Source organism: Dyadobacter sandarakinus, assembly GCF_016894445.1.
In the GTDB taxonomy this organism is placed as follows: Bacteria; Bacteroidota; Bacteroidia; order Cytophagales; family Spirosomataceae; genus Dyadobacter; species Dyadobacter sandarakinus.
Genome location: NZ_CP056775.1, coordinates 5,626,185 through 5,649,826 on the forward strand (window position 1 = coordinate 5,626,185; position 23,642 = coordinate 5,649,826).

General features: G+C 50.4%; 20 protein-coding genes. 14 read left to right on the plus strand and 6 right to left on the minus strand.

Going from position 1 to position 23,642, the window contains the following annotated elements:
• Nucleotides 1-42 precede the first annotated feature (42 nt).
• The 4 genes from eboC to HWI92_RS23340 form a co-directional block, all read right to left on the minus strand.
• On the minus strand, nt 43-912 hold the full coding sequence (eboC, locus tag HWI92_RS23325; protein ID WP_204659809.1) for a UbiA-like protein EboC: 870 nt from the start codon (nt 910-912) through the stop codon (nt 43-45).
• Between the two features lies 1 nt (nt 913).
• Nucleotides 914-1,942: a TatD family hydrolase gene (locus HWI92_RS23330; RefSeq protein WP_204659811.1), complete on the minus strand. Its 1,029-nt coding sequence runs from the start codon at nt 1,940-1,942 to the stop codon at nt 914-916.
• Between the two features lie 12 nt (nt 1,943-1,954).
• Nucleotides 1,955-2,803 (minus strand): EboA domain-containing protein, encoded by an 849-nt coding sequence (locus tag HWI92_RS23335; protein WP_204659813.1) that lies wholly within the window; start codon nt 2,801-2,803, stop codon nt 1,955-1,957.
• Nucleotides 2,804-2,925: 122 nt separating this feature from the next.
• Nucleotides 2,926-4,215, minus strand: a complete 1,290-nt coding sequence (locus tag HWI92_RS23340) for an aminopeptidase P family protein (RefSeq protein ID WP_204659815.1) — start codon at nt 4,213-4,215, stop codon at nt 2,926-2,928.
• Nucleotides 4,216-4,380: 165 nt separating this feature from the next.
• On the opposite strand from HWI92_RS23340, the gene HWI92_RS23345 reads away from it, so the two are divergent.
• Nucleotides 4,381-5,907, plus strand: a complete 1,527-nt coding sequence (locus HWI92_RS23345; RefSeq protein ID WP_204659817.1) for a S8 family serine peptidase — start codon at nt 4,381-4,383, stop codon at nt 5,905-5,907.
• Here HWI92_RS23345 and HWI92_RS23350 read toward each other — a convergent pair.
• On the minus strand, nt 5,904-7,502 hold the full coding sequence (locus HWI92_RS23350; RefSeq protein ID WP_204659819.1) for a Na+/H+ antiporter: 1,599 nt from the start codon (nt 7,500-7,502) through the stop codon (nt 5,904-5,906). The genes HWI92_RS23345 and HWI92_RS23350 overlap by 4 nt on opposite strands.
• A gap of 221 nt (nt 7,503-7,723) precedes the next feature.
• On the opposite strand from HWI92_RS23350, the gene HWI92_RS23355 reads away from it, so the two are divergent.
• The 5 genes from HWI92_RS23355 (at nt 7,724) to HWI92_RS23375 (ending at nt 12,352) form a co-directional block, all read left to right on the plus strand.
• On the plus strand, nt 7,724-9,013 hold the full coding sequence (locus HWI92_RS23355) for a Gfo/Idh/MocA family protein (RefSeq protein WP_229248520.1): 1,290 nt from the start codon (nt 7,724-7,726) through the stop codon (nt 9,011-9,013).
• Between the two features lie 4 nt (nt 9,014-9,017).
• Nucleotides 9,018-9,920 (plus strand): TIM barrel protein, encoded by a 903-nt coding sequence (locus tag HWI92_RS23360; RefSeq protein WP_204659821.1) that lies wholly within the window; start codon nt 9,018-9,020, stop codon nt 9,918-9,920.
• 132 nt (nt 9,921-10,052) lie between these two features.
• The gene (locus tag HWI92_RS23365; protein ID WP_204659823.1) at nt 10,053-10,637 is read left to right on the plus strand and encodes a Crp/Fnr family transcriptional regulator; all 585 of its coding nucleotides are present in this window, start codon (nt 10,053-10,055) and stop codon (nt 10,635-10,637) included.
• 89 nt (nt 10,638-10,726) lie between these two features.
• Nucleotides 10,727-11,479, plus strand: coding sequence for a hypothetical protein (locus HWI92_RS23370; protein WP_204659825.1), 753 nt, complete (start codon nt 10,727-10,729; stop codon nt 11,477-11,479).
• A gap of 123 nt (nt 11,480-11,602) precedes the next feature.
• Nucleotides 11,603-12,352, plus strand: coding sequence for a hypothetical protein (locus tag HWI92_RS23375; protein ID WP_204659827.1), 750 nt, complete (start codon nt 11,603-11,605; stop codon nt 12,350-12,352).
• Nucleotides 12,353-12,582: 230 nt separating this feature from the next.
• Here HWI92_RS23375 and HWI92_RS23380 read toward each other — a convergent pair whose 3' ends face one another.
• A complete protein-coding gene (locus HWI92_RS23380) occupies nt 12,583-13,047 on the minus strand; it encodes a hypothetical protein (protein ID WP_204659829.1) in 465 nt (154 codons plus the stop codon).
• A gap of 149 nt (nt 13,048-13,196) precedes the next feature.
• Here HWI92_RS23380 and HWI92_RS23385 point away from each other — a divergent pair, with 149 nt between their 5' ends.
• From HWI92_RS23385 to HWI92_RS23420, 8 genes are all read left to right on the plus strand, one after another.
• Nucleotides 13,197-14,432: a spore maturation protein gene (locus HWI92_RS23385; protein WP_204659831.1), complete on the plus strand. Its 1,236-nt coding sequence runs from the start codon at nt 13,197-13,199 to the stop codon at nt 14,430-14,432.
• A 119-nt stretch (nt 14,433-14,551) separates the two neighbouring features.
• Entirely contained in the window at nt 14,552-16,033 is a 1,482-nt protein-coding gene (locus tag HWI92_RS23390; RefSeq protein ID WP_204659833.1) for a TolC family protein, read from the plus strand.
• Nucleotides 16,034-16,080: 47 nt separating this feature from the next.
• A complete protein-coding gene (locus HWI92_RS23395) occupies nt 16,081-17,478 on the plus strand; it encodes an efflux RND transporter periplasmic adaptor subunit (protein ID WP_204659835.1) in 1,398 nt (465 codons plus the stop codon).
• Nucleotides 17,479-17,766: 288 nt separating this feature from the next.
• Nucleotides 17,767-18,774 (plus strand): NAD(P)H-dependent glycerol-3-phosphate dehydrogenase, encoded by a 1,008-nt coding sequence (locus HWI92_RS23400; protein ID WP_204659837.1) that lies wholly within the window; start codon nt 17,767-17,769, stop codon nt 18,772-18,774.
• Nucleotides 18,775-18,832: 58 nt separating this feature from the next.
• Nucleotides 18,833-19,939 (plus strand): sialidase family protein, encoded by a 1,107-nt coding sequence (locus HWI92_RS23405; RefSeq protein WP_204659839.1) that lies wholly within the window; start codon nt 18,833-18,835, stop codon nt 19,937-19,939.
• 77 nt (nt 19,940-20,016) lie between these two features.
• Complete coding sequence (locus HWI92_RS23410) at nt 20,017-21,609, plus strand: serine hydrolase domain-containing protein (protein ID WP_204659841.1); 1,593 nt, start codon at nt 20,017-20,019, stop codon at nt 21,607-21,609.
• A gap of 31 nt (nt 21,610-21,640) precedes the next feature.
• On the plus strand, nt 21,641-22,195 hold the full coding sequence (locus tag HWI92_RS23415) for a DUF2911 domain-containing protein (RefSeq protein WP_204659842.1): 555 nt from the start codon (nt 21,641-21,643) through the stop codon (nt 22,193-22,195).
• Between the two features lie 101 nt (nt 22,196-22,296).
• Nucleotides 22,297-23,559: a PQQ-dependent sugar dehydrogenase gene (locus HWI92_RS23420; protein WP_204664805.1), complete on the plus strand. Its 1,263-nt coding sequence runs from the start codon at nt 22,297-22,299 to the stop codon at nt 23,557-23,559.
• Nucleotides 23,560-23,642 lie beyond the last annotated feature (83 nt).

The window sequence follows — 23,642 nt, forward strand, 5'->3', positions numbered from 1 at the left end:
TTTTTACCTTAAAAAACCATTATAATGTGGTATATCAATCTGCTATGTAACCGCAAATGCCTTTCCTAATCCGATAGAGAGTGGAAGCAGGGCCAGTACCGCAAAAGCCAGCGGCCAGTACCCGAATGCCATGCACCACGATGCATTCATCACGATCAGCGAGATCACCCCTGCTTTCACAGCTTTTCCGATCAGCGGACCGATGGGGTTTTGTACTGCATTCCAAAGGGGGCGGCCGATCAGCCAGGCATGTAACAGTACAAAAGGCAGTGCAAACAGCAGGTTACCCAACCCGTGGGCAATCAGGAGCTGGCTGATAAGCACCAGCAGGTACAGCAATGCAGCAATGTAAAGCGTCCGGCGCTTGCCGCCGTGTACTTCATCCTGGCTGATGAGGGTGATTGCAAAAATGTATGCAATAGGCAGGAGTGCGATCCATCCGTACCGGTCAAAAGACTCGGGTACGGCGCTCATGCCGAGGATCAGGTTGCCGCCCCGGCAGAGGCCCATCGTAAGCGGGCCCAGGAACACATGGTGTTTGGCAAAACGGTTGTAAAGGATCGTCAGCATGGCTACTACCACCGCGATCATACCACTGTTGATACTGAACAGGGCTGCCGCACCAATGCCGGCGAGGAGCAGCACAATGCCCATGGTAGCTGCTGATGGCAGCGGAACCCTGCCGCTGGGTATGGGCCGCTCGGGCCGCTCTACCGCATCAAGCCGGGCATCGAACACATCGTTCATGACCACCCCGCCCCCGTAAAGGCCAAGTGTGGACAGTACCAGCAGTGCCGGGTTGAAGTCTGAAAAGGTAAATTGGGCGATGGCAAGCCCGGCCAGAATGTCGGAGACCGCTGTGACCAGGTTGGCAGGCCGTGTAAGCTGAAGGTATGGTTTGATGCTGCCCACTTTAACGGATCAAAATGGATTCCTTAACCGGAGAAGGCTGCTGTCCTCCCCTCAGAATACTGTTACCATAGAATTTTTCAGACTGGTCTATCGAAAAGCCCGATTCAAAATCCGCCACGTCGATCTGCCCGCTTTTACCGAAAGCTTCAATGGCATTGGTATAGGTTACCAGTTTAATCGCCTCGTCCGAAATGCCGCGCATTTTCATCAATGCCGCGGTTTTCGGGATTGCCAGCGGATCAGAGATGCCCCAGTCGGCAGCAGAGTTGATCATAATCCGCTCAGGACCGTACTGTTCCACTACTTTCACCATCCTTTCATTACCCATTTTAGTAAACGGATAAATGGTAAATGCAGCCCAGAATCCCTTATCCAGCACGCTCTTGACGGTCTCTTCATTATTATGGTCCACAATCACCCACGAAGGATCGATCCCATGCTCGATAGCAATAGCCATGCTGCGCTCGGTACCTTTCTTCTTGTCGCGATGGGGGGTGTGGATCTGCACGGGCAGCCTGGCTTCCTTGGCGAGTTCGAGTTGCAGGCGGTAGTATTTTTCCTCAGCGGCTGTCTGGTCGTCGAAGCCGATTTCGCCGATCCCTACCACGCCTTCTTTATAAATGTAAAGCGGCAGTATTTCCATTACCTGCTCTGCCAGCTGCTCGTTGTTGGCTTCCCGGGAGTTGAGGCCCATGGTACAGTAATGTTTGATGCCAAACTGTGAAGACCGGAACCTTTCCCATCCCACCAGGCTGCTGTAGTAATCTTTGAAGCTGGACAATCCCGTGCGCGGCTGACCAACCCAGAAGGCCGGCTCGATCAATGCCACGATCCCTGCCTGGTGCATGGCCTGGTAATCATCCGTAGTACGCGATACCATATGGATATGCGGATCGAAAAAGCGCATGCCTTTGATCAGCTCACGGTAATCATTCCAGGCAATATCCTGATGCGTGGCTGGCGCAGCTGCCTGCTCGCTTTCTTCAAAATGCGAGGGATTGGTGGTGGTTTCGTTATGGTTAATGCACATAATTCAGCATTTTCAATGTTCAAGATCAGCCCAGGTAAGCTGGCCGGATTTTACAGATTTTTCGAGATCACTATATTTCGCCAGCAGGTAGTTGGCCGACGGAAATGTGGCTTCATGGCATACGAGTGCCGCCGCCTGCCGGTCTTCCGGCCGGCCCGACTCAAACAGGTACTGCATATCTCCGAGCAGCGTGGTGTTCATAAACTTGCTGGTGAGCTTCCACACACCGGGAGGTACAGACCGGCCTGCTGCCCAACGTTCATGCGCAAAATCCGACAGGGTCAGGGCAAGCTTTTCATTGGCGCGGTTTTCAAGACCTTCAATCAGGTACACGGGCTTGTCGTTGAAGATGGTTTTCAAAACCAGCTGGTTCCAGGCAAGTTCACTGAAATACTTTTCAGGATAAGGATTGTGCAGTGCAATCGCATCAAACACGAATCCCATGTTGGAACGTACCGCGTCCGTGGCCCTGAACAGCCACTGCTCGGGGTAGGAGAGCAAGGGCAGTGCTGAGTAGAGCGCTACAAGCTCATTCATTTCCGCCGTGTCAAACAGGGTTTCAATGTGATGGACATACACTTCCTTGTCCGAAGGGTCAAGCTGGGTGAGAAGCCATACCCGGGCAAGCCGTACCAACGACCATCCTGTAATTGAAAATCCGGGTACTTCTGTGCTGAGCGTCCATTCATCTGCCTCTTCGGGGGCGACAATTCTTTTGGGCAAAAATCGCGGGCAGGATACAAATGCGGTCATCAGTTCCAGCGGGGGCGCTACCGCTTTTTGCAATAGCCAGGCTTCTTCTGATGGTGATATGTGCCGGGTGATTATTTCCCGGAGCTTTTCTTTGACAAGGTCTGACATAGCAGTTCTACTGTCTGTGCGGAGCCGAGGCTCTTCCTGGTTAGGGTTATTACTTCAATTTAACTAACAAAAATGGAAAAGGATTCCTTCCCCACGGAGCAATTTGATGATGATATTCCGGCTTAACGATGCATCAGTTCTTCAATTTCCTCCGCTTCGATCGGTATATTCGCCATCAGGTCAATATTGCCGTCAGCGGTGATCAGAATGTCATTTTCCAGACGGATACCCAGTTTTTCTTCCCGGATATAAATACCCGGCTCGCAGGTAAATACCATACCCGCCTCAAAGCGGCGGTACTTGTTACCAACATCGTGAATGTCGAGGCCCAGGAAATGCGAGGTACCGTGCGGAAAATACTTTTGGTAGGCAGGCCGTTCCGGGTCTTGTTTTTCAATATCTTCCCTGGTTATCAGTTGAAGGCCGATCAGCTCATTTTCCATGATCCTGCCAACTTCCTGATGATATTCGTCCCAGAGATTGCCCGCCACCAGCATTCCTTTCGCTGCTTTAAAAACACGCAGTACCGCATCATATACTTCCCGCTGGCGCGGTGTGAATCGCCCGCTCACCGGAATGCTCCGGCTCAGGTCGGCCCCGTAATTGGCATATTCAGCTGCCACGTCAAGGAGCAGCACGTCGCCAGCCTCACAGGTACGGTCATTCTGGATATAATGCAGCACGCAAGCATTGGCACCCGATGCAATGATCGGCTGGTAGGCAAATCCCCTCGATCTATTGCGGACAAACTCGTGCAAAAGCTCGGCCTCCACCTCAAACTCCTGCACGCCCGGTTTTACAAACTTCAACAGACGTTCAAAACCCTGACCTGTGATATCGCAGGCTTTTTGCAGCAGTGCAATTTCGGCTGGCTGCTTGATCGCCCGCAGTGCATGCATGAGCGGCGCGAGCCTAAGTAGCGTATGCAGCGGGTATTTGATTTTAAATTCTGTTAAAAAGCGGCTTTCACGGGTTTCAACAGGCGAATCTTTGCGGGTATGTTCATTCGTATTGAGGTAAACCTGCTCACTTTGAAAAACGATATTGCGGAAGACATTTTCGAACTGGTGCGTCCAGAAAATGCTCTGGATACCCGATACTTCCGTGGCCTGCGCTTTGGTGAGCTTTTCACCTTCCCATATCGCAATCAGATCATTGGTTTCACGTACAAACAGCACCTCACGCAACTTAGGGTCGGGATGCTGGGGGCAAAGTACGAGCATGGTTTCTTCCTGGTCTACGCCCGTCAGGTAAAAAAGATCGGGATTCTGCCTGAACCCCATACTGCCATCGGCACTGGTTGGCATGATGTCGTTTGCATGGAGGATAACCAGAGATCCGGGCTTCAGAAGCGCGACAAGGCGGGCGCGGTTTTCAATAAAAAGTGCCTTGTCAATGGGAGCGTACCGCATAGCTATATAATTTGTAACTGCTAATTTATTTTGTAAAATTACGTTTATCTTATTTGAAAATTATGGGAAGCGGTGGACATAATGTCAACCGTCTTTGATATTTTAGGAGCATTGTACATTCATCAAACCTTATTTTTTTAGGGCAAACCTAACCAAAAGCCATTCATGAAAAGACTTTTCCTGCTCGCGCTGCTGCTATCGCCTGCTTTCACATTCGGCAGTACCAAATACTGGATTTATCTCAAAAGCAAGGACCTGAATGCCGCCCCGGCCGTATCCAGGCTCACTTTGGAGAACAGGGAAAAACTGGGCCTGGCGCAGCAGGAAGATACCGACCTGCCCGTGAATCCGGCGTTTGAGGCAGTATTAAAAGGGCAGTCGGTGAAAATACTCAACCGCTCCAGGTGGCTGAATGCGGTATCGGCAACCCTGACGGGCGAGCAGGTGGAGCGCGTGAAGCAGCTCGACTTTGTAAGCGACATTGTTCCCATTGATCCTGGATTTTACATTGCCCGTACCCAGCCCGTTGAAAAGGCGCAGATGGCGCCCGTGATGTCCCAGGTACAGGCTGACGCATTTCTGAAAGAAGGTATTACAGCTAAAAATGTAATTATCGGCGTCATTGATGCAGGTTTTTATGGTGCTGACTCTTCTCTTTCGCTTTCACAGGTTTTTAAAAACAACCGCATACTCGGCATCCGTGACTACGTAAAGCGCGGCCGGCCGGGAGACCTGCTTTTCAGTACGGCAGAATCTTTCTCAGATATGCATGGTACCGAGGTACTTGCGGCCATTTCAGGTATTGATTTTCAGGATCAGATCCAGTACGGGATGGCTACAAATGCGAGTTTTTATCTTGCCCGTACAGATTATTCGCTGCGTGAGTACCGGGGAGAAGAAGACAATTGGATTGCGGCAATGGAGTGGATGGACAGTCTGGGTGTACGCCTGATTAATACTTCGCTGGGCTACGCCAAAGGCTTTTCGGACCCGAAAGAGAATTACACGCCCTCTCAAATGGACGGAAAAACAAGCGCAATAACCCGCGCCGCACAGATTGCTTCGGACAAAAAGGGCATTATGCTGATTGTTTCTGCTGGCAATGAAGGAGATGACAAGAGCTGGGGGATCGTGTCAGCACCTGCCGATGCGAGAGGCGTGCTCTCGGTAGGGGCCACCAACGGAAAACTTTGGAACCGTATTGGTTACAGCAGCGTGGGACCCGAATTTTTGAACTATGTCAAGCCCAATGTTTCCTGCTATTCGCTGTACGGTACATCCCTGTCGGCTCCTGTCATCACGGGCTTTGCGGCTTGTTTGCTGCAAGCTAATCCTTCTCTTACCAACAAGGAACTCCTCAGCCTGATCGAAAAATCTTCCCATTTATACCCTTATGGAAACAATTTCGTAGGATACGGTGTGCCGCAGGCTTCCCGTGCGCTGGCGCTGGCAAAAGCTCCCTACCTGCCCGAAAATGGCAAGCTGATCCGGTCGGCAGGCCGGGCATGCGAGGTGGAAGTAGGTAGCAGCGAACCTATGGTGGCGATTTACCGTAAAAAGAACCAGAAGGACGTGATGTCACAGCAGGTAGCCAAGGTACAAAACGGCAAAATCTCGCTGAAAAGGCAAAATGGCGAAAAGTTTACAACCATCGACCTGCGCGACTCGGTGATCGAGGTAGCGTGGGATTAAGGTGAATCACGGAGCCTGGCTTCTTCCAGGTCAAGTTCACGCTCTTTGGAGCGGATCAGCTCGTCGGGAAAGTCCTTTTCCCGCCGGAGTTTCTGAAGTTCAATGCGTTTAACATTTACAATTTCCAGCAGCATTTTCCGGTAAGTTCTCACGTGTTCCAGTGCGGGCATGTCGGGATCATTGTCACGGAGCCTAGCTTCGGCAGTATTGACAATGCGTTCATACCGCTCCTTCAATGAGGTAAACGGCCGGAAGTTGATGATCTCGCCGTCGTAGGCAGAGGTCATATAGTCCAGGCTCACGGTAGCCAGCTGAAGATTGATCTGCGTATTCTGCTCCTTCACATTATCTTCATCATCCTCTACTTTCAGCCACCGTATGATCAGCGGCAGACTGAGCCCTTGCGCTACCAGGGTAATCAGGATCACCACAAAAGTGATAAACAGGATCAGGTCGCGCGCAGGAAAGGCATGCTGGCCCAGGGTGAGCGGAATAGCCAGCGCCGACGCCAGCGAGACTACGCCCCGCATACCGCTCCACGCCACGATGAATACGGCTCTCCAGCTGGGAGCAGGTTCTTTTTCCTTTACCTTCCGGGAAAGCATACGGGGAAGGTAGGTTCCGGGAAAAACCCAGATAATACGGATGATAATGGAAACAATGCTGATGACCACACCGTAGCCGATAGACTCGGCGATAGAGTAGTTTCCCAGTCCATTCGTAACTTCCTGCAGTTGCAACCCGATGAGAATAAATACGATACCATTGAGCAGGTAGGTGACCGTATCCCACACGTAGGTAGTTTGCATGCGGGAGTTGTAGGTAAATATTTCGTGGGAACGGAAGCTGAGGAACAAGCCGCCGCTTACCACCGCCAGTACTCCCGAGTAATGGAAGTGCTCGGCCGAAATGTACATCAGGTATGGCGCAATGAACGTCAGTGCGGTGTCAATGCTGGGGGTAGTCGGAAAAAAACGGTGTACCACGTACATGATATGTGCAATCACGAGGCCGATCAGGATTCCCATTAGCGACACCACCAGGAAGTCTTTGCCGGCCTGCCAGAAAATGAAGTGTCCGGTAGGTACGGTTGCCAGTGCTACGCGAAAGACGATCAGGGAGGAAGCGTCATTCAGCAGACTTTCACCTTCCAGGATCGTGACCACGCGCTTAGGGACTTTAAGGCCGTGCAGTACCGAGGTGGCTGCCACGGCATCCGGTGGCGAAATGATTCCTCCCAGCAGGAAGCCCAGTGCCAATGTGAAGCCGGGAATGATCATGTATGACACAAATGCAACCGTACTGGCTGTAAACACCACCAGCCCGACGGCAAGCAGGATAATGGAGCGGCGTGCTCTCCAGAAATCTGTCCACGAAGTATTCCAGGCTGCTCCGTACAGCAGTGGCGGCAGGAAAATGAGGAAAACCCAGTCGGGTTCGAGCTGCATATGCGGCGCGCCGGGTATAAAGCTGATGACCAGCCCCGCGATGACGAGGAAGATCGGGTAGGAGATGCGAAGCTTCTCGCTGAGCATGGTCAGCATGGAAACAACAAACAAAAGAGAGATAATCAGGAGCAGGTTGTCGTGGATCATGGAAGGCACTGTTCTTGGCCGGAAACGGGATATAAATGTACATCATTCAAAAAAAAGCCGGCATAAACTTTTGCGTGTTAACGAGCACGCAGAACTAATTTTTGGCTTATCTTAGCAGAAAAATCGGAGGATTTGCTATCTTTATTGCACTTTGTGCCCGATCCGGGGTTTATATATTCATCATCATTAGTTGGTTAATCTTCACCTAATCCTTAATCAAAATGAGTACTTCTCGAAGAGACGTTTTAAAATTGGCTGGGGTCGCACTTGCCGGCAGCACATTGCCTACTGTGGCTATCCTCAATCCAAACCGTGCCTTTGCAGGCGTGAACGCTGAAACGCTCAAAGTAGGTTTGATCGGCTGCGGCGGACGTGGTTCCGGTGCTGCCAACCAGGCTCTTAAAGCTGATCCTAACGTAGTTCTGTGGGCTATGGGGGACATTTTTAAGGACAAAATGGATTCTTCTCTCGAAAACCTGACCAAAGTTCACGGTAAAAAGGTTACAGTGGATGAAGGCCGCAAGTTTATAGGATTTGACGCTTACAAAAAAGTGCTTGACTCCGGAGTGGATGTGGTTTTGCTTGCAACTCCTCCTCATTTCCGTCCCGAGCACCTTACTGCTGCCATCAATGCAGGCAAGCACGTATTCTGCGAAAAGCCGGTTGCGGTAGACGCTCCGGGTGTTCGCAAGGTACTCGATGCTGCCAAGCTCGCCAAGCAAAAAAATCTTTCCCTGATGTCAGGCTTCTGCTGGCGTTACCATGAGCCGAAACGTGCGAGCTTCTCAAGAATCCTCGACGGTGCGGTAGGAGATATTACGGCTATTTACAATACCTACGATACCGGTACACTCTGGTCGTTCCCGCGCGTGGCAGGATGGTCCGATGCCGAGTACGTGTTCCGTAACTGGACATACTACACCTGGCTGGCAGGTGACCATATCGTGGAACAGGCTGTACACAGTATCGACATGATGTCGTGGGCGATGGGCGGCAAGCTGCCCGTGTCGGTGGTAGGTACAGGCGGTCGCCAGGTACGTACCGATTCGCTTTTCGGTAATATCTTTGACCACTTCGCAGTTGTTTATGACTACGACAATGGTGTGAAAGGTTTCCATCATTCAAGACAGCAGGCTAACTGTGAAAACAGCTACCTGGTACAAACACTGGGTACCAAGGGAAGCGCCATGGTAAACTGTGCGCGTAACGTTCACGAAATTACCGGAGCCAACCCTTGGAAATACGAAGGTCCGTCCAATGATATGTACCAGACTGAGCATAACGAGCTTTTTGCTTCTATCCGCAGCGGCAAGCTGATTAACGATGGTGAGTTTATGGCGCACAGCACGCTGATCGCCATCATGGGCAGAATGGCCGCCTATACAGGTAAACGCATTACCTGGGAAGATGCCATGAATTCTTCAGAGAGACTCGGACCGGATTCTTACAGCTTTGACATGAAGCCGCCGGTAGTAGAAGTAGCCAAACCTGGTATTACTGCTTTCTCCTGATCTTATGCTTAGAAGAGACTTTTTGAAAAACACTGCCGTGGCGACCTCCGCCATGGCAGTGGCTTCTTCGTTCGTGCCCGACCTGCACGCCGCACCTGCCCCTGCCGCTATGGTTAAGAAAAGCCTGAAATGGGGAATGGTGAAGGAAGATTTGTCGATCATGGACAAATTCAAGCTCCTGAAAGACCTGGGCTATGACGGCGTGGAGCTCGATTGCCCGGATGTACTGGATATGAAGGAAGTACTGGCTGCACGTGATAAAACGGGCCTCGAACTGCCGGGTACCGTCAACTCCATGCACTGGAAGCTTCCACTCTCCGATCCTGATCCCAAAAAGCGGGAAGAATGTGTAAAGTCCATTGAAAAAGCATTGCGCGACACCAAACAGTATGGCGGTACCACGGTGCTGGTTGTGCCGGGTGTGGTAAATGCCAATGTGACGTATGCCGAAGCTTATGAGCGCTCGCAGAAGGAGATCCGGAAACTGCTTCCGGTAGCCGAACAAACAGGCGTAAAAATTGCTTTTGAGAATGTCTGGAACCAGTTTCTCCTGAGCCCGCTGGAAGCTGCGCGTTTTGTGGATGATTTCAAACACCCCATGGTGGGCTGGTATTTCGATGTAGGCAATGTGCTTCGTTACAGCTGGCCGGTATCCTGGATTCAGGCGCTGGACAAACGTATATTGAAGCTCGACCTGAAAGAGTTCAGCTTTAAAAAACAAAATGAGCAGGGACTCTGGAAAGGCTTTGATGTGGAGTTTATGGAAGGCGACTGCAATTGGTCGGAAGTAAACAAGGCATTGCAGAAGATCGGCTACTCGGGCTGGGCCTCGGCCGAAGTTCCCGGAGGCGATCGCAAGCGCCTGCTTACGATCCGTGAGAAAATGGACGAAGTGTTTAAAGCGTAATACAGCTGTTACATATTGTAGAAAGCCCGGCATTTGCCGGGCTTTCTTTGTTTACATACGACTGAAATGCACCGCTGAAAGATCCGGGTAAATTGTGCATCTTGCATTTGTCAACTATACCACACCGTAACAATGCAACACTGCGAATTTGTAAGTGCCTTTTCGGGCATGATCCCTGCCGATGCGGCCATACCGGCCGGTTTCCTGCAAGCTTTGAAAATGGTTCGTGTGCCCAAGGGCAGGCTGCTGCTCGCAGATGGTGAAATATGCGATAAGCTCTGGTTTGTGCAGGTGGGCCTGGTACGTGGGTTCCACCTGCGTGAAAACGAGGATGGAAACTTCGGCGAAGTAACAGAATGGTTTGCAGCAGAACGTGAATTCTTCCACTCGGCAGCCAGCTTTCTGATGCAGGTACCTGCCTCGGAAAGTATCGAAGCGCTGGAAGATTGCACACTTAATTACATCCGGCGCGAGGATCTTTACCAGCTGTACCGGCAGTATCCGGAGATTTGCTGCCTCGGCCGGACCATTGCCGAGCGGTCGTGGCTGATGCACAAAGAGCTGCTCCGCGACATGCGTTCGCTTTCGGCGGCACAAAAGCTGGAAGCCTTTCGTATACGGTCAGGCGAACTGCTCACGAGAGTACCTCAAAAGTACATCGCATCCTACCTGGGCATCTCCGAAAACTACGTCAGCAAGCTCAAAGCCAGGTACTAATTTTCTTCCTTTTTACAGGTCAAAAGCTGTCATTTTCCAGAATTAGCATCATTATTCCTGTTTTCATTTGTATAAAAAATACAAATAATATGAGAAACTTGATGAAAGTAGTTGGATGCAGCTTCTTCGCGCTGCTATGCGCCGCACAGACAATCCGCGGCCAGCCCGCCAAAGCATTGAAAGACAGCGTGCGCGGCAAACCTGTAAAGGCTTACATAGATCAGGAAGTGGAGCGGCACAGGTGGGAGATCAATGCGAATCTTGGTGTATTTCTGAAGATTCTTTCTGCTGAGTCCGGCAACCATCCTTATCTGGTTAAAAGAAATGTAGGTACTGGTAAGAAAACACGTGCATGGCGATTTTTTGCAAGTCCGGTTTATGAGCGAAGGAGGGATTTTCTGGCGCATGATACGATTTCAACCTTCGTCGTTCCGGGAAATACCAGAAAGTTTGCACCGGTAATTATGATTGGGCACGAGTGGCAGAGAGTGCGGGGACGTACTGCATTTTACATTGGAATTGATGGAGAAGTGCAGCTCCAATGGGGATCCAATACAACTGTTACAATATCCCAGGTTGATAACCAGTCTGAACCAGTTGTGAGTGATCCCACTATTAACCGCTATTGGTCTCGATCCTTCGCATTGGTGCCGCTGGCAGGTTGGAAATTCTTTATCAATCACCGGTTCGCTGTTTCTGTTGAAGCAAATCCTCAATTTATTTTTAATACAAACATGAACAGGGAATATTCACAGAACACTCTGATATGGGAAGATCGGGTCCGTTGGTTATACAGCATGACTGCTTCCCGCCACTTTCTGAATCTTAGTTACAATTTTTAAACTCTACACCCAATAAGCTCAAAGCGCGTTACTGATTTTCTTCCTTTTTACAGGTCAACACCTGTCATTTTCCAGAATTAGCATCATTATTCCTCTTTTTATTTGTACAAAAACACAAGTAATATGAGAAACATAATGAAAGTAATTGCATGCAGCCTTCTTGCACTTCTTTGGGCCGCACAAACGATCCGCGGCCAGCCCGGCAAGACATTGAAAGACTCGGTGCGCGGCAAACCTGTGAAGGCCTACATGGATCAGGAAATAAAGCGGCACAAGTGGGAGATGGGTATTAATGCCGGAAGTCTGTTCCATCCGGGCAGCCCGGGCACTTACCAGTATCCGTACCTGATTAAGCGAAACTTTAAACTTGAGAAAACGGGCATGGGCAAGGCCTTGCGATTCTCCTTAAGTCCCGCAGCTGCAACATCGAAGCAACTTTTTCCAGGTGATACAATGCCCGACGAAAAGTCAAGGGTTAACAATTACACGTATTCGCCCCGGTTTACGCTTGGGTTCGAATGGCAAAAATCCCTGGGACGAACCATGATATTCGGAGGCGTTGACGCATCCGGAGTGCTGTTTTTCAGCAAGGAAACAATGCATGGTACGCATTCTCCCTGGGATGACAATGTAATTGGAAATACAGTAGTCAAATATCACCGGAACATGTTGTGGCTGGGTCCCTTCCTGGGGGCAAAGATCTATATCGATCATCGGATATCATTATCCGTCGAAAGTCACTTGAAATGCGGGTACGGAGTGGATGGCACAAGAGCCTGGTTTGATGGGATGTTTGTTTCAAGAGGTCTGATGACCTGGAAGCAGATAGAACCGATGCCTATTCACCTCATTAATTTAACCTATAATCTCTGATTCTTAGCATTATGAAAAAGTCTTTGATCGCTACATTACTGTGTTAAAGAAGTCAAATCCGTGGATATGGCAAAGTACCCGTCAAATTCTGAAAGTACGTACCCGATCGCAGTAGGGGATTTGCCGAGAGGCATCTACTATGTGCATTTGATCTACGAAAACCAACCCACCCAAACAACCAGGATCATATTGGAATAACATTTACGAACTGCATTCAACTCATCATTCCTCTATTTGGAAACCTTGTAGCGCGTCCGCGCGTAGTGTCTCAGGGTCGATATTTTTAGCTGGTTGTTTTTTACTGCCACCAGTTTCTGCTCTTTAAAAATCCCGTTTTTGTCCAGGAAGCCTACAATGCATGACCGGTCTTCCGACCCCTTTTTCAGTTGTACCTTGGGCATAATGCCGAAGTTGGGTACTTTCAGGGTGTCTTCCCCTTCCACTTCCATATATTTGATTTTAATCAGAAACCGGAACGTTGCAGGTGTTTCGTACACATCAACCGCAAATTTCCAGTCATTCAGCGGATCTTCCACCTTCTCACTATAACTCGCCACCGCACTGCTGGCAACATCTTCTCGCATTTCGGGAATGGTGTCGTTTACCACCGTTTCGGTACCATTGCCGGCCTGATCCGGCTTTTCCTGCTGACTGCAGGCGGCTGCAAGAAGAAATAAAACCGCAAAATATTTCATGGCATGAGATGGTTATCGTGATCAGTTTAACAATTGCAATATAGTTTTGCGGCATTGGTTAAAAGAAATTATTATTTCTTAATTTGGAAAGAAGTGTCACCACGGTTTAACATTTTACAAATACCCCCTGCCTTCCCGGAACCCGCTCTATGGTATTGAATTATATTTTTGTCGCCTTCTTTGTCATTGCATTTATAGTTGCTTTTCTCAAATTCATCCTTACAGGCGACGTACTTACATTCAAGGCCATTACGGAGGGCATGCTTGACATGGCCGAAACTGCCGTGATGGACATTGCCCTGCCGCTCACCGGCGTGATGACTTTTTTTCTGGGTATCCTCAACATCGGTGAAAAAGCCGGCATCATCAATGTGCTCGCGCGGATCATTGGCCCGTTTTTCAATAAACTTTACCCCGAAGTTCCGAAAGATCACCCCGCCAACGGGCAGATGATCATGAACTTTTCTGCCAATATGCTGGGGCTTGACAATGCCGCTACACCTTTCGGATTGAAAGCAATGCAAAGTTTGCAGGAGCTCAATCCCAATAAGGACACTGCCTCCAATGCCCAGATCATGTTTCTTGTGCTGCACACGTCTGGCTTGCAGATTATACCGCTCACCATCATTGCCCAGCGTGCGATTCTTGGTGCAGCCAGCCCGTCTGACGTGTTTATTCCCTGCGTGGTCGGAACCTACATTACAACGGTTGTCAGTATGATTATCACGGCCAGTTGGCAGCGTATTAACCTTTTCAACCGGACCGTAATGCTCGGTCTGGGCGGAGTAACCCTCTTTATTGCACTGGTACTCTGGTACTTGTCCGGCCTGCCCAAAGAGCAGATCGAAAAAATCTCCATTCTGGCGGGTAACTCTATCCTGCTCTTCGTTATTGCCAGCTTTTTGTTCTGGGGTTTGTATAAAAAAGTAAATGTCTTTGAAGCATTTATCGAAGGAGCCAAAGGCGGCTTTACCACTACTGTAATGGTGATCCCTTACCTCGTGGGCTTGCTTGTAGCCATCAGCGCATTTCGTAATTGCGGGGCAATGGACTATATGATTGACGGTCTGAAATGGGCATTTTCACTCACCGGCATGAACACCGACTTTACCAATGCGCTGCCCGTGGCACTGATGAAACCGCTGAGCGGCAGTGGCGCGCGCGCACTGATGATTGATGCGATGAAGGAGTTCGGGCCGGATTCGTTTGTGGGCAGGCTGGTCTGCATTTTCCAGGGATCAGCGGATACCACCCTGTATATCGTGGCCCTGTACTTCGGCTCGGTAGGGATCAAAAATACCCGCTATGCAATCGTAGCTGGCATTATTGCTGATTTTGTTGGTGTTATCGCAGGCATCTGGCTCGGATACCTCTTCTTTCACTAAGCGCCTTTCAGGCCTTTGTGCCAACGGGCCTTTTAGCCAGCATTGCAACCGCCCGTACCAAATGGATGGTTGTTCTTTTTGTCAAACGTTAATATTGGTCAACTAACTGAAACCGGAATATGCGTAATTGGCTACCTCGCTTAACCCTTGTTTTACTGGTTTTAGCGGCCCTGCCAGCTCTGGCACAAAAGGACGTTACCCAGCCGCCTAATACCTACTCGCTTGAAGACTGTATCCGTATTGCCCTGGAAACCAATCCGCAGGTCAAGCAGGCTGAGCTTCAGGTACAGTTTGACGGCAACATTTACCAGCAATCCAAATGGCAGCGCTGGCCCAGCGTCAGCTTCAGTGCCGGGCAGGGTTTTAGTTTCGGTCGTAACATCGACCCTTTTACCAACCAGTTTGTTCAGCAGAATATCAGCTCCAACAATTACCAGCTGGGGGGGCAAATGACCCTTTTCAGTGGGTTTCAGATCAGTAATTCCATTAAAAGAAACAATACCAATTTCCAGGCAAGCAGCAAGGATCTGGAAGCTGCCCGCAACGATATCATGCTGAATGTAGCATTGTCGTATTTGCAGGTGATCACCAATGAAGAGCTGATTGAAGTAGCCCGACGGCAGGTAGAGGCCTCCGAATTACAGGTGGCACGTACCGGCAAGCTTGTGGAGGCAGGTACCCTCGCAGAAAGCAACCTGCTCGACCTCAGGGCACAGCTTGCCAATGATGAACTTACATTGGTAAATGCAGAAAATAACCTGGAAACCGCCAAGCTGAACCTCAAACAACTCATGAATATGTCGGGCAGCGAGCCCATCAGCGTGGTGAAAATTCCGGTGGCGGATCCCAGCCTTCAGGCTTATAATGCTTCTATCCAGGAAATATATGAGACTGCGCTTGGCAACCTTCCGCAAATGAAAGCAGCCAATCTGCGCATTGATGCTGCCCGTACCAATGTGGAAATTGCAAAAGGTGTAGGAATGCCCTCACTCACCCTGAGCGGCGGTGTTTACACAGCATTTTCGAGTGCAGCTCCCAAGCAGCGGTTCGTATCCGATGGTTCCGGAGCGAGCACGACCGAGGTGATATCGTCAACAGACTACATTGTTTACAATGATGAACAGCTGCCGATCGTGCAGAAAGTATCGACGCCCAATGGTACCCTGCGTACTTTCAATTACATCGATCAGCTTAACTTCAACCGCAACTCCGCCATTAACCTGAACCTGAACATCCCGATATTTTCGAACTTCCGGGTCAAGTACAATGTGGCCAATGCAAAGATCCAGCAGAAAACAGCCGAGTACCAGGCGCAGCAGGTACAGCTGACGATCCGCAAAAATGTGGAACAGGCTTACATTGATATGACCAATGCAGCTAAAAGATACTCCGCTACTGCCAACCAGGTGCGCGCCCTGACTGAAACTTTCCGCGTTTCGCAGGTCCGGTTTGATGTAGGCTCCATCAATTCCGTGGAGTACAACATTGCCAAGGCCAACCTCGACCGCGCAAACGGGAACCTGGTCCAAGCCAAGTACGACTATGTTTTCCGGACCAAAATCCTCGACTTTTACCTGAACAGGCCACTATCGGATTTCTGATGCCGGCACTACCAACACATAATCACGATTAGCTACCCGAAACTTTTATGGCACGTAAATCTTCAAAGAAAGTCCTGTGGATCACCCTTGGCCTCGTTGTTCTGCTGGCCGCCGGGCTTTTTGGCGCTAAACAAGCCGGGTACATTGGCCAGCCCACGCCTGCCGAGGTAGAGTACACCGCCGTAAAACGTTCCGAGATCGTTGAGCGTGTAACTGCCTCTGGGAAGGTGCAGCCGGAAGTGGAGGTAAAGCTCAGTCCTGATGTGTCCGGTGAAATCATCAGCCTGAACGTTGCCGAGGGCGATTCTGTCGTAAAAGGGCAGTTATTATTGAAAATCAGACCGGATAACTACGAGTCGCTCATGGCTCGTGCACAGGCCGCGGTCAATTCCAGCAAAGCCAATTACGAGCAGACCAAAGCGATGGTCGCCCAGTCGGAAGCCCGGCTGATCCAGGCAAAAGCCAACTTTGAGCGCAACCGGAAGCTGTACCAGGACAAGGCAATTTCAGCGGCTGACTATGAGCAGTTTTCGTCCACCTACGGTGTGGCCCAGCAGGATGTGGAGTCTGCAAAAGCCAATGTTTCGGCAGCATTGTTCAACATTAAAAGTGCTGAGGCAGGCTTGCGCGATGCAGCCGAAAACCTGCGCAAAACAAGCATTTTCGCCCCGGTAAGCGGTATTGTATCCCTGCTTAATGTAGAGGCAGGCGAGCGCGTGGTAGGTACCTCTCAGATGGCGGGTACCGAAATGATGCGCATTGCCAACCTCCGAAATATGGAAGTGCGCGTGAATGTAAATGAAAATGACATTGTGCGGGTATCGCTGGGCGACACCGCCGAGATAGATGTGGACGCTTACAGCGCGTCGGGAAGGAAATTCAAAGGGATTGTGAAAGAGATTGCCAATACCGCTGCGGGACTGGCAACTGCCTCGTCCGCTGCGTCAGTATCCAGCGCATCTGCCGATGCCGTCACGGAATTTGAAGTGAAGGTCAAAATCCTTAATGAATCGTTTGAAGACCTGTTTTCCAAAAAGTCTAAAAAAACGTATCCGTTCAAACCCGGCATGACGGCTTCGGTGGAGATTATTTCAGACCGGAAAACGGGTGTGCTGTCCGTGCCTATTGCCGCAGTGACAACCCGGGGTAACACGCCGGCGCCGGATGCCAATCAGCCCCCGGCAGATGAAAACCAGCCACAGAAGCCGAAGAAGGAAGAAGCCGTCAAGGAAGTAGTATTTGTGGATGTCAATGGAAAAGCCCAGATGAAGGAAGTGAAAACGGGGATTAGTGACTTCGAGAATATTGAGATTCTGTCAGGTCTGAAAGAAGGCGAACAGGTGATTTCAGGGCCATATATTGCCGTGTCCAAGAACCTGAACAACGGCGATCTGGTAGGCAAAAAGAAAGAAGCCGAGAAAAAAGACACTAAAAAATCAAATTAAAAGCGGAAGTGTTACGTTCTAAACCCGTAATAAGTTCGATTTAGTTTAGGTTAAAAAGGAAAATCCTTGCGGCTTTGCTGCAAGGATTTTTTATTTGACCCGCATCCAAGTAGTTGTCTTACAGCCTGTTTTTTCATTTTTACAAAAGGTTGTTGCATAACCTCCCCGCAGCTTCCGATTGTTTTCTCTCAAATTCTTCTCATTTTTGAATAAGGAGGCTGCAAGCCTCCGCGGGCAGATTTCGTGCATTCGCACGGCATCGCTGCATTACCGAAGCAAACGCTCAAGATGAGTCTTTTAAATACAACCAAAATTGCCGTCATAGGAGGAGGCAGCTGGGCCACGGCGCTCATCAAAATCCTGTGTGAGCAGCACAACGTGCAGGTACGCTGGTGGCTGCGCAACCAGCATGATATAGCGCATATCCGCAAGTTCCACCACAATCCCAGCTACCTCAGCGATGTGGTGCTGTCGCCCAAAAAGGTCAGGGTTTTTGAAAAAACCACCGAAGCTGTAAAAGGTGCCGACTACATTATCCTGGCTGTACCCGCAGCCTTTGTGCAGGAATCCTTACAGCACCTTAGTGCCCGCCATCTGCAGGGCGCCCGCGTGGTTTCGGCCATCAAAGGCATGATTCCCGACCGCAATATTCTTGTCACCGACTGGGTATCGCAGGAGTACGGGATCAAAATGGAAGATACCTGCGTCATTGCAGGGCCATGTCATGCCGAGGAAGTGGCGCTGGAAAAACAATCATACCTTACCATCGCATCCACAGCATGCCCGGCTGCCGAAGATTTTGCCGGATTGATGACCTGCCGGTATGTCAGCGCGCATGCGCTCGATGATCTTTATGGTGTGGAGTATGCTGCCGTCATGAAAAATATAGTAGCCCTCGCCTGCGGCATCACGCACGGGCTGGGCTATGGCGACAATTTTCAGGCGGTATTGGTATCCAATGCCATGCAGGAAATCGGGAACCTGGTGACGGCCATGGATCCCCGCCAGCGCAATATGAGCGCATCTGCCTATCTGGGGGACCTGCTGGTAACCGCTTATTCGCAGTTCAGCCGTAACCGCCTTTTTGGAAATATGATCGGTCGCGGGTACAGTGTAAAAGCCGCCCAGCTCGAAATGAAAATGATTGCGGAAGGTTATTATGCCACCAAAAGCATTCACGAACTCAACAAGTTGCACCAGGTCAATCTGCCCATTGTAGGGGCTGTTTACAGCATATTGTATGAAGACCAGCACCCGGCGGCGATCATGGAGCAATTAAAGAAAGTACTGAAGTAAATGGCCTGATGCCATTTTACAGTGGTATTTGTCAAAAATTAACGGATTAATAAACCTTATGAACCTACTCAGAAGTACCCTGGTGGCATCGTGCCTGCTGGCAGCCTTGCTGCTTTCCTGTAATTCCAAAAAAACTGAAAATGCCGGTGAGGTAACCACGGACACCCTGGCAAGTCACAGGGATTTTGTTTTCGGGGACGACAGGCCTTTTCCGCAATGTCACGCCTCCACGCTGGTACGCCTGGACGATGGCCAGTTTCTGGTAGCCTGGTTCGGGGGTACAGAGGAGAAGAATCCTGATGTAGGCATCTGGCTGTCCAAAGGGCGGCCGGGGCAGTGGAGTGCACCCAAAGAGGTGGCCAAGATCCGGGAAGATGCGCACTGGAATCCTGTTTTGCAAAAAACTGCCGACGGTACCATTTACCTGTATTTTAAAGTAGGTAAAGAGATCAAATACTGGGAAACATGGGTTAAGAAATCGACCGACAAAGGTGAAACCTGGTCTGATGCCTACGAGCTGGTAAAAGGGGACAAAGGCGGTCGCGGACCTGTGAAGGATAAGCTGATCGAGCTTTCGGACGGATCGTGGCTGGCAGGCGCTTCCAATGAGCTGAACCGCTGGGAAGTGTTTGTGGATAAAAGTACGAACCAGGGCAAGACCTGGACGGCAAGCCCGTTCCTGAAAATTGATTCCACAAAAATCAAGGGTAAAGGTGCCATACAGCCCACCTTGTGGGAAAGTGCTCCCGGCCAGGTACACATGCTGGTGCGCACAACAGGCGGCGTAATCGGACGGGCCGACTCAAAGGATTATGGGAAAACTTGGACCGAAATCACCCCGACCAGTCTGCCAAACCCAAACAGCGGCATTGACCTTACCAGGCTGCCGGACGGTACGCTTGTACTGGCCTATAACCCCGACGATCAGGATTGGGGCTCACGCTCGCCATTGTCACTCAGACTGTCCTATGACGACGGGCAGAACTGGACCGACAAGGCCGACATTCAGACCGGAAAAAGAGAGGATGAGTTTTCATATCCTGCCATCATCAGCTGGGGTGATTCCGTAGCCGTGACGTATACCTGGAACAGGCAGAAGATCGCTTTCTGGCTGGGGAGTAAAAAGGATATCATTGCATTGTCAGCTGCGCAGAAGAAAAAGTAGCTAGTGTAAACAGCACATGCCAGACAGAGTATATTCAGGAATCCGGATTATTTTAAAAAGAAACTATTCTTTCTGATATGAAAACCGACCGAAGGGAATTTTTGCGCGGGATCGGGGTGGGAGCATTGCAGCTGGGCATGCTCAGTACGTTACCTGAGTCCGCCTGGGCAATGTCTTTACAGCCGGGCCGGTTGCCGCGGGCCACACCCGAATCCCAGGGAATGTCCTCCAAAGGTATCCTGGAATTTGTAAATGGTGTGGAGTCGGGCATGCTCAACCTGCATAGTGTAATGGTGCTCAGGCAGGGCAAAGTAGTGGCCGAAGGCTGGTGGTCACCCTACCGCGCCGACCTGAAACATACCCTTTATTCCCTGAGCAAAAGTTTTACTTCCAGTGCCATCGGATTTGCGGTGGCCGAAGGCAGGCTTACGGTGGAAGACAAGGTTTTGTCTTTTTTTCCTGATCAGAAACCGGCCGAACCTACCGCCAACCAGCAGGCCATGCGGGTAAAAGACCTCCTGACCATGTCCACCGGTCACGATAAGGATGCTACGGCAGCCGTGCGCCAGGGCCCGGACGAAAACTGGGTAAAAACATTCCTGGCGCTGCCGGTGGAACATACACCGGGTACATTCTTCGTGTACAACAGCGCCGCTACCTACATGCTCTCGGCCATTATCCAGAAAGTGACCGGCAAAACCCTGCTGGAATACCTGAAGCCCAGACTGTTTGATCCGCTCGGCATTGCAGGCGAGGATTGGGAGACAGATCCTAAAGGAATTAATACCGGAGGCTGGGGACTTCGCGTCAGGACAGAGGACATTGCCAGGTTTGGACAGATGTACCTGCAGAAAGGCATGTGGAATGGCAAGCAGCTGCTTCCGGCTGCCTGGGTGGAAGAAGCCACCCGGTCGCATATCCAGTCAAAGGGTGGGTCGCGTCCGCAGGAAGAAAACGATTGGCTGCAAGGCTACGGTTACCAGTTCTGGCGTTGCCGCAACGGAGCATACCGGGGCGACGGAGCTTACGGCCAGTATTGTATTGTCATGCCCAAAGAAGATATCGTGGTAGCAATTACCAGCGAAACCAGCGACATGCAGGCCATTCTGGACAATGTATGGAAGCATATTCTGCCGGCTGTAAAAGGTACAGGCGTACCGGCCAACAAAGACAGTCAGGCTCAGCTGGTGAAAAAGCTGGCGTCACTGGCATTGCTCGTGTCCAATGTACAAGCAGCATCGGCCATGCTCCCGAAAGTGAGCGGGAAGAAGTTTGCGATCAGCGAAAATGAATTGAAGATCAGTCAGGTATCTGTTGATTTTTCGAAAGATTCCTGCCTTTTGAAGATTAAAAATCACAGTGGGGAGCATACGTTAACGAGCGGCCTGGGCAAGTGGAAAGAGGGTACCACCACCTTGTCGGTAATGCCGCTGAAGCTGGTACTCACGCCGGTGCCGGGCGAAAAGATCAGCAAAACAGCTGCCAGCGGAACGTGGACCGACGATGCTACCTTTGAGATCACCTGCCGGTTTATAGAAACTGCCCACTATGAAACAATCAGGCTGCATTTTGAAGGACAAAAAGTTGGCATTGACTTCCGGCGCAGCCTGGCTATACTGGCAAATACCAAAGATCCGAGGCCGGCACTCACCGGTACCATGCTTACCTGAAACATAGCTTTTAACCACCAAATCCATTCATATGAAGCGCCTGAGTTTTTTTGCATGCATGTTGTTGCTGACGGTAAATGCCGCACTGGCCCAGCAATTCCGACCCGTGGACAAGAGCCCACGTGGTATTGCCTGGTATCCCGACCATTTTGCACATGACCGGAAAGAAGGCGATAAGGCCCTTGTCAAGGTGGTGTACAGCCGCCCCGGTGCCAATAACCGGGAGGTTTTTGGTAAACTGGTGCCGTATGGCAAAGTATGGCGCACCGGTGCCGATGAGGCCACGGAGATCAGGTTTTACCAGGATGCTACTTTCGGTGGAAAAAAGGTGAAAGCGGGCAGCTACTCGTTGTTTACCATTCCGGGAGAAAAAGAATGGACGATCATCCTCAATGCCGATCTGGATTACTGGGGAGCATACAAATACCGCGAAAGTGCGGACGTACTTAGGGTAACGGTACCCAGCAAAACCACAACCACGCCCGTCGAAAATTTCTCTGTTGTTTTTGACAAAGGAACCGGTAAAGAAACCAAGATGTACCTGGGCTGGGCAACGACCGTAGTGGAGGTGCCGATCAGCTTCTGACGCTGATTTTACCTGTGCCCGGGTGGCACCATTATTGCATGAGTAGGTTGGGAGACAAACTCCTGACCTGCTTTTTTTATAATCAACAAACTAAATAAATGATGAGAAATATGCGCCTGATTGTGGCAGGGCTGCTGGTTACCGGACTCATGGCCAGCTGCGGCAATAAGAAAGAAGAAGAAAAGGAAGCAGCTGCGAGCGGCCCGGATTCAGTGGTAACCAAAACAGACAGCCTCGTAATGCCCGCGCCATTTGCAACGGAATCTGTTGAAAACCGGCCGGAAGAGGCTGGCTGGCCCGAGGGCAAAACACCTGTTGCTCCCGAAGGTTTCACGGTGACACGGTTTGCCGATAAATTTGAAAGTCCGCGCTGGACGTACGTGGGCCCCAATGGAGATATTTTCGTGGCCGAGGCTAATACCAAGAAAAGTGCCGACCGCATAACCGTTCTTAGAGATGTGAACAAGGATGGAAAGCCGGAGATGAGGGAGGTTTTTCTTGAAAAACTCAACAAGCCCCTGGGTATGCTGATCCTGAAAAACTACTTCTATGTAGCCAATACCGACGGATTGTACCGGTACCCCTATAAAGGCAGTGAAACCAAGATCACTGCAAAAGGTGAAAAAATACTTGAACTGCCGGCTGGCGGATATAACAACCACTGGACCCGCAACCTGCTCGCCAATGCTGACGGGTCAAAAATATATGTGTCCGTAGGTTCTGCCAGCAATGTGGCTGATCACGGCATTGATGAAGAAAAGAGGCGCGCCAATATTCTGGAGATTAATCCGGATGGGACCGGCGAACGTGTATTTGCAAGCGGTCTGCGCAATCCGGTTGGCATGGACTGGGCACCAGATTCCAAGGTACTCTGGACTGCCGTGAACGAGCGTGACGAACTGGGTGATGACCTGGTACCTGATTACGTCACCAGCGTAAAAGAAGGCGGGTTTTATGGATGGCCGTATGCATACTTCGGTCCTAATGAAGATCCGCGCAGAAAAGGCGAACGCCCTGATCTGGTCAAAAAATCAATCGTTCCCGACGTGCCGGTAGGATCTCACACGGCTTCGCTGGGACTTGCATTTTATGATAAAGGCAAGTTTCCGGACAAGTACCGGAACGGAGCGTTCGTAGGCCAGCACGGTTCCTGGAACCGCTCCACACTCTCGGGGTATAAAGTGATCTTTATACCTTTCAAAAATGGTAAGCCTGCGGGTAAGCCCGAGGACTTCCTGACGGGCTTCGTCGAGAATGAGAAAAAGGTATATGGCCGGCCTGTCGGAATTACGGTGATGGAGGATGGCTCCATGCTGGTGAACGATGATACGGGAAACACGATCTGGAAAGTGGCCGCGAAATAGCATTGGTCAGAAGATAAAATGAAAGCCTGGTTTTTTGTAAAACCAGGCTTTTTTGTGAACTAATTTCCAGGAAGCAACGTAAT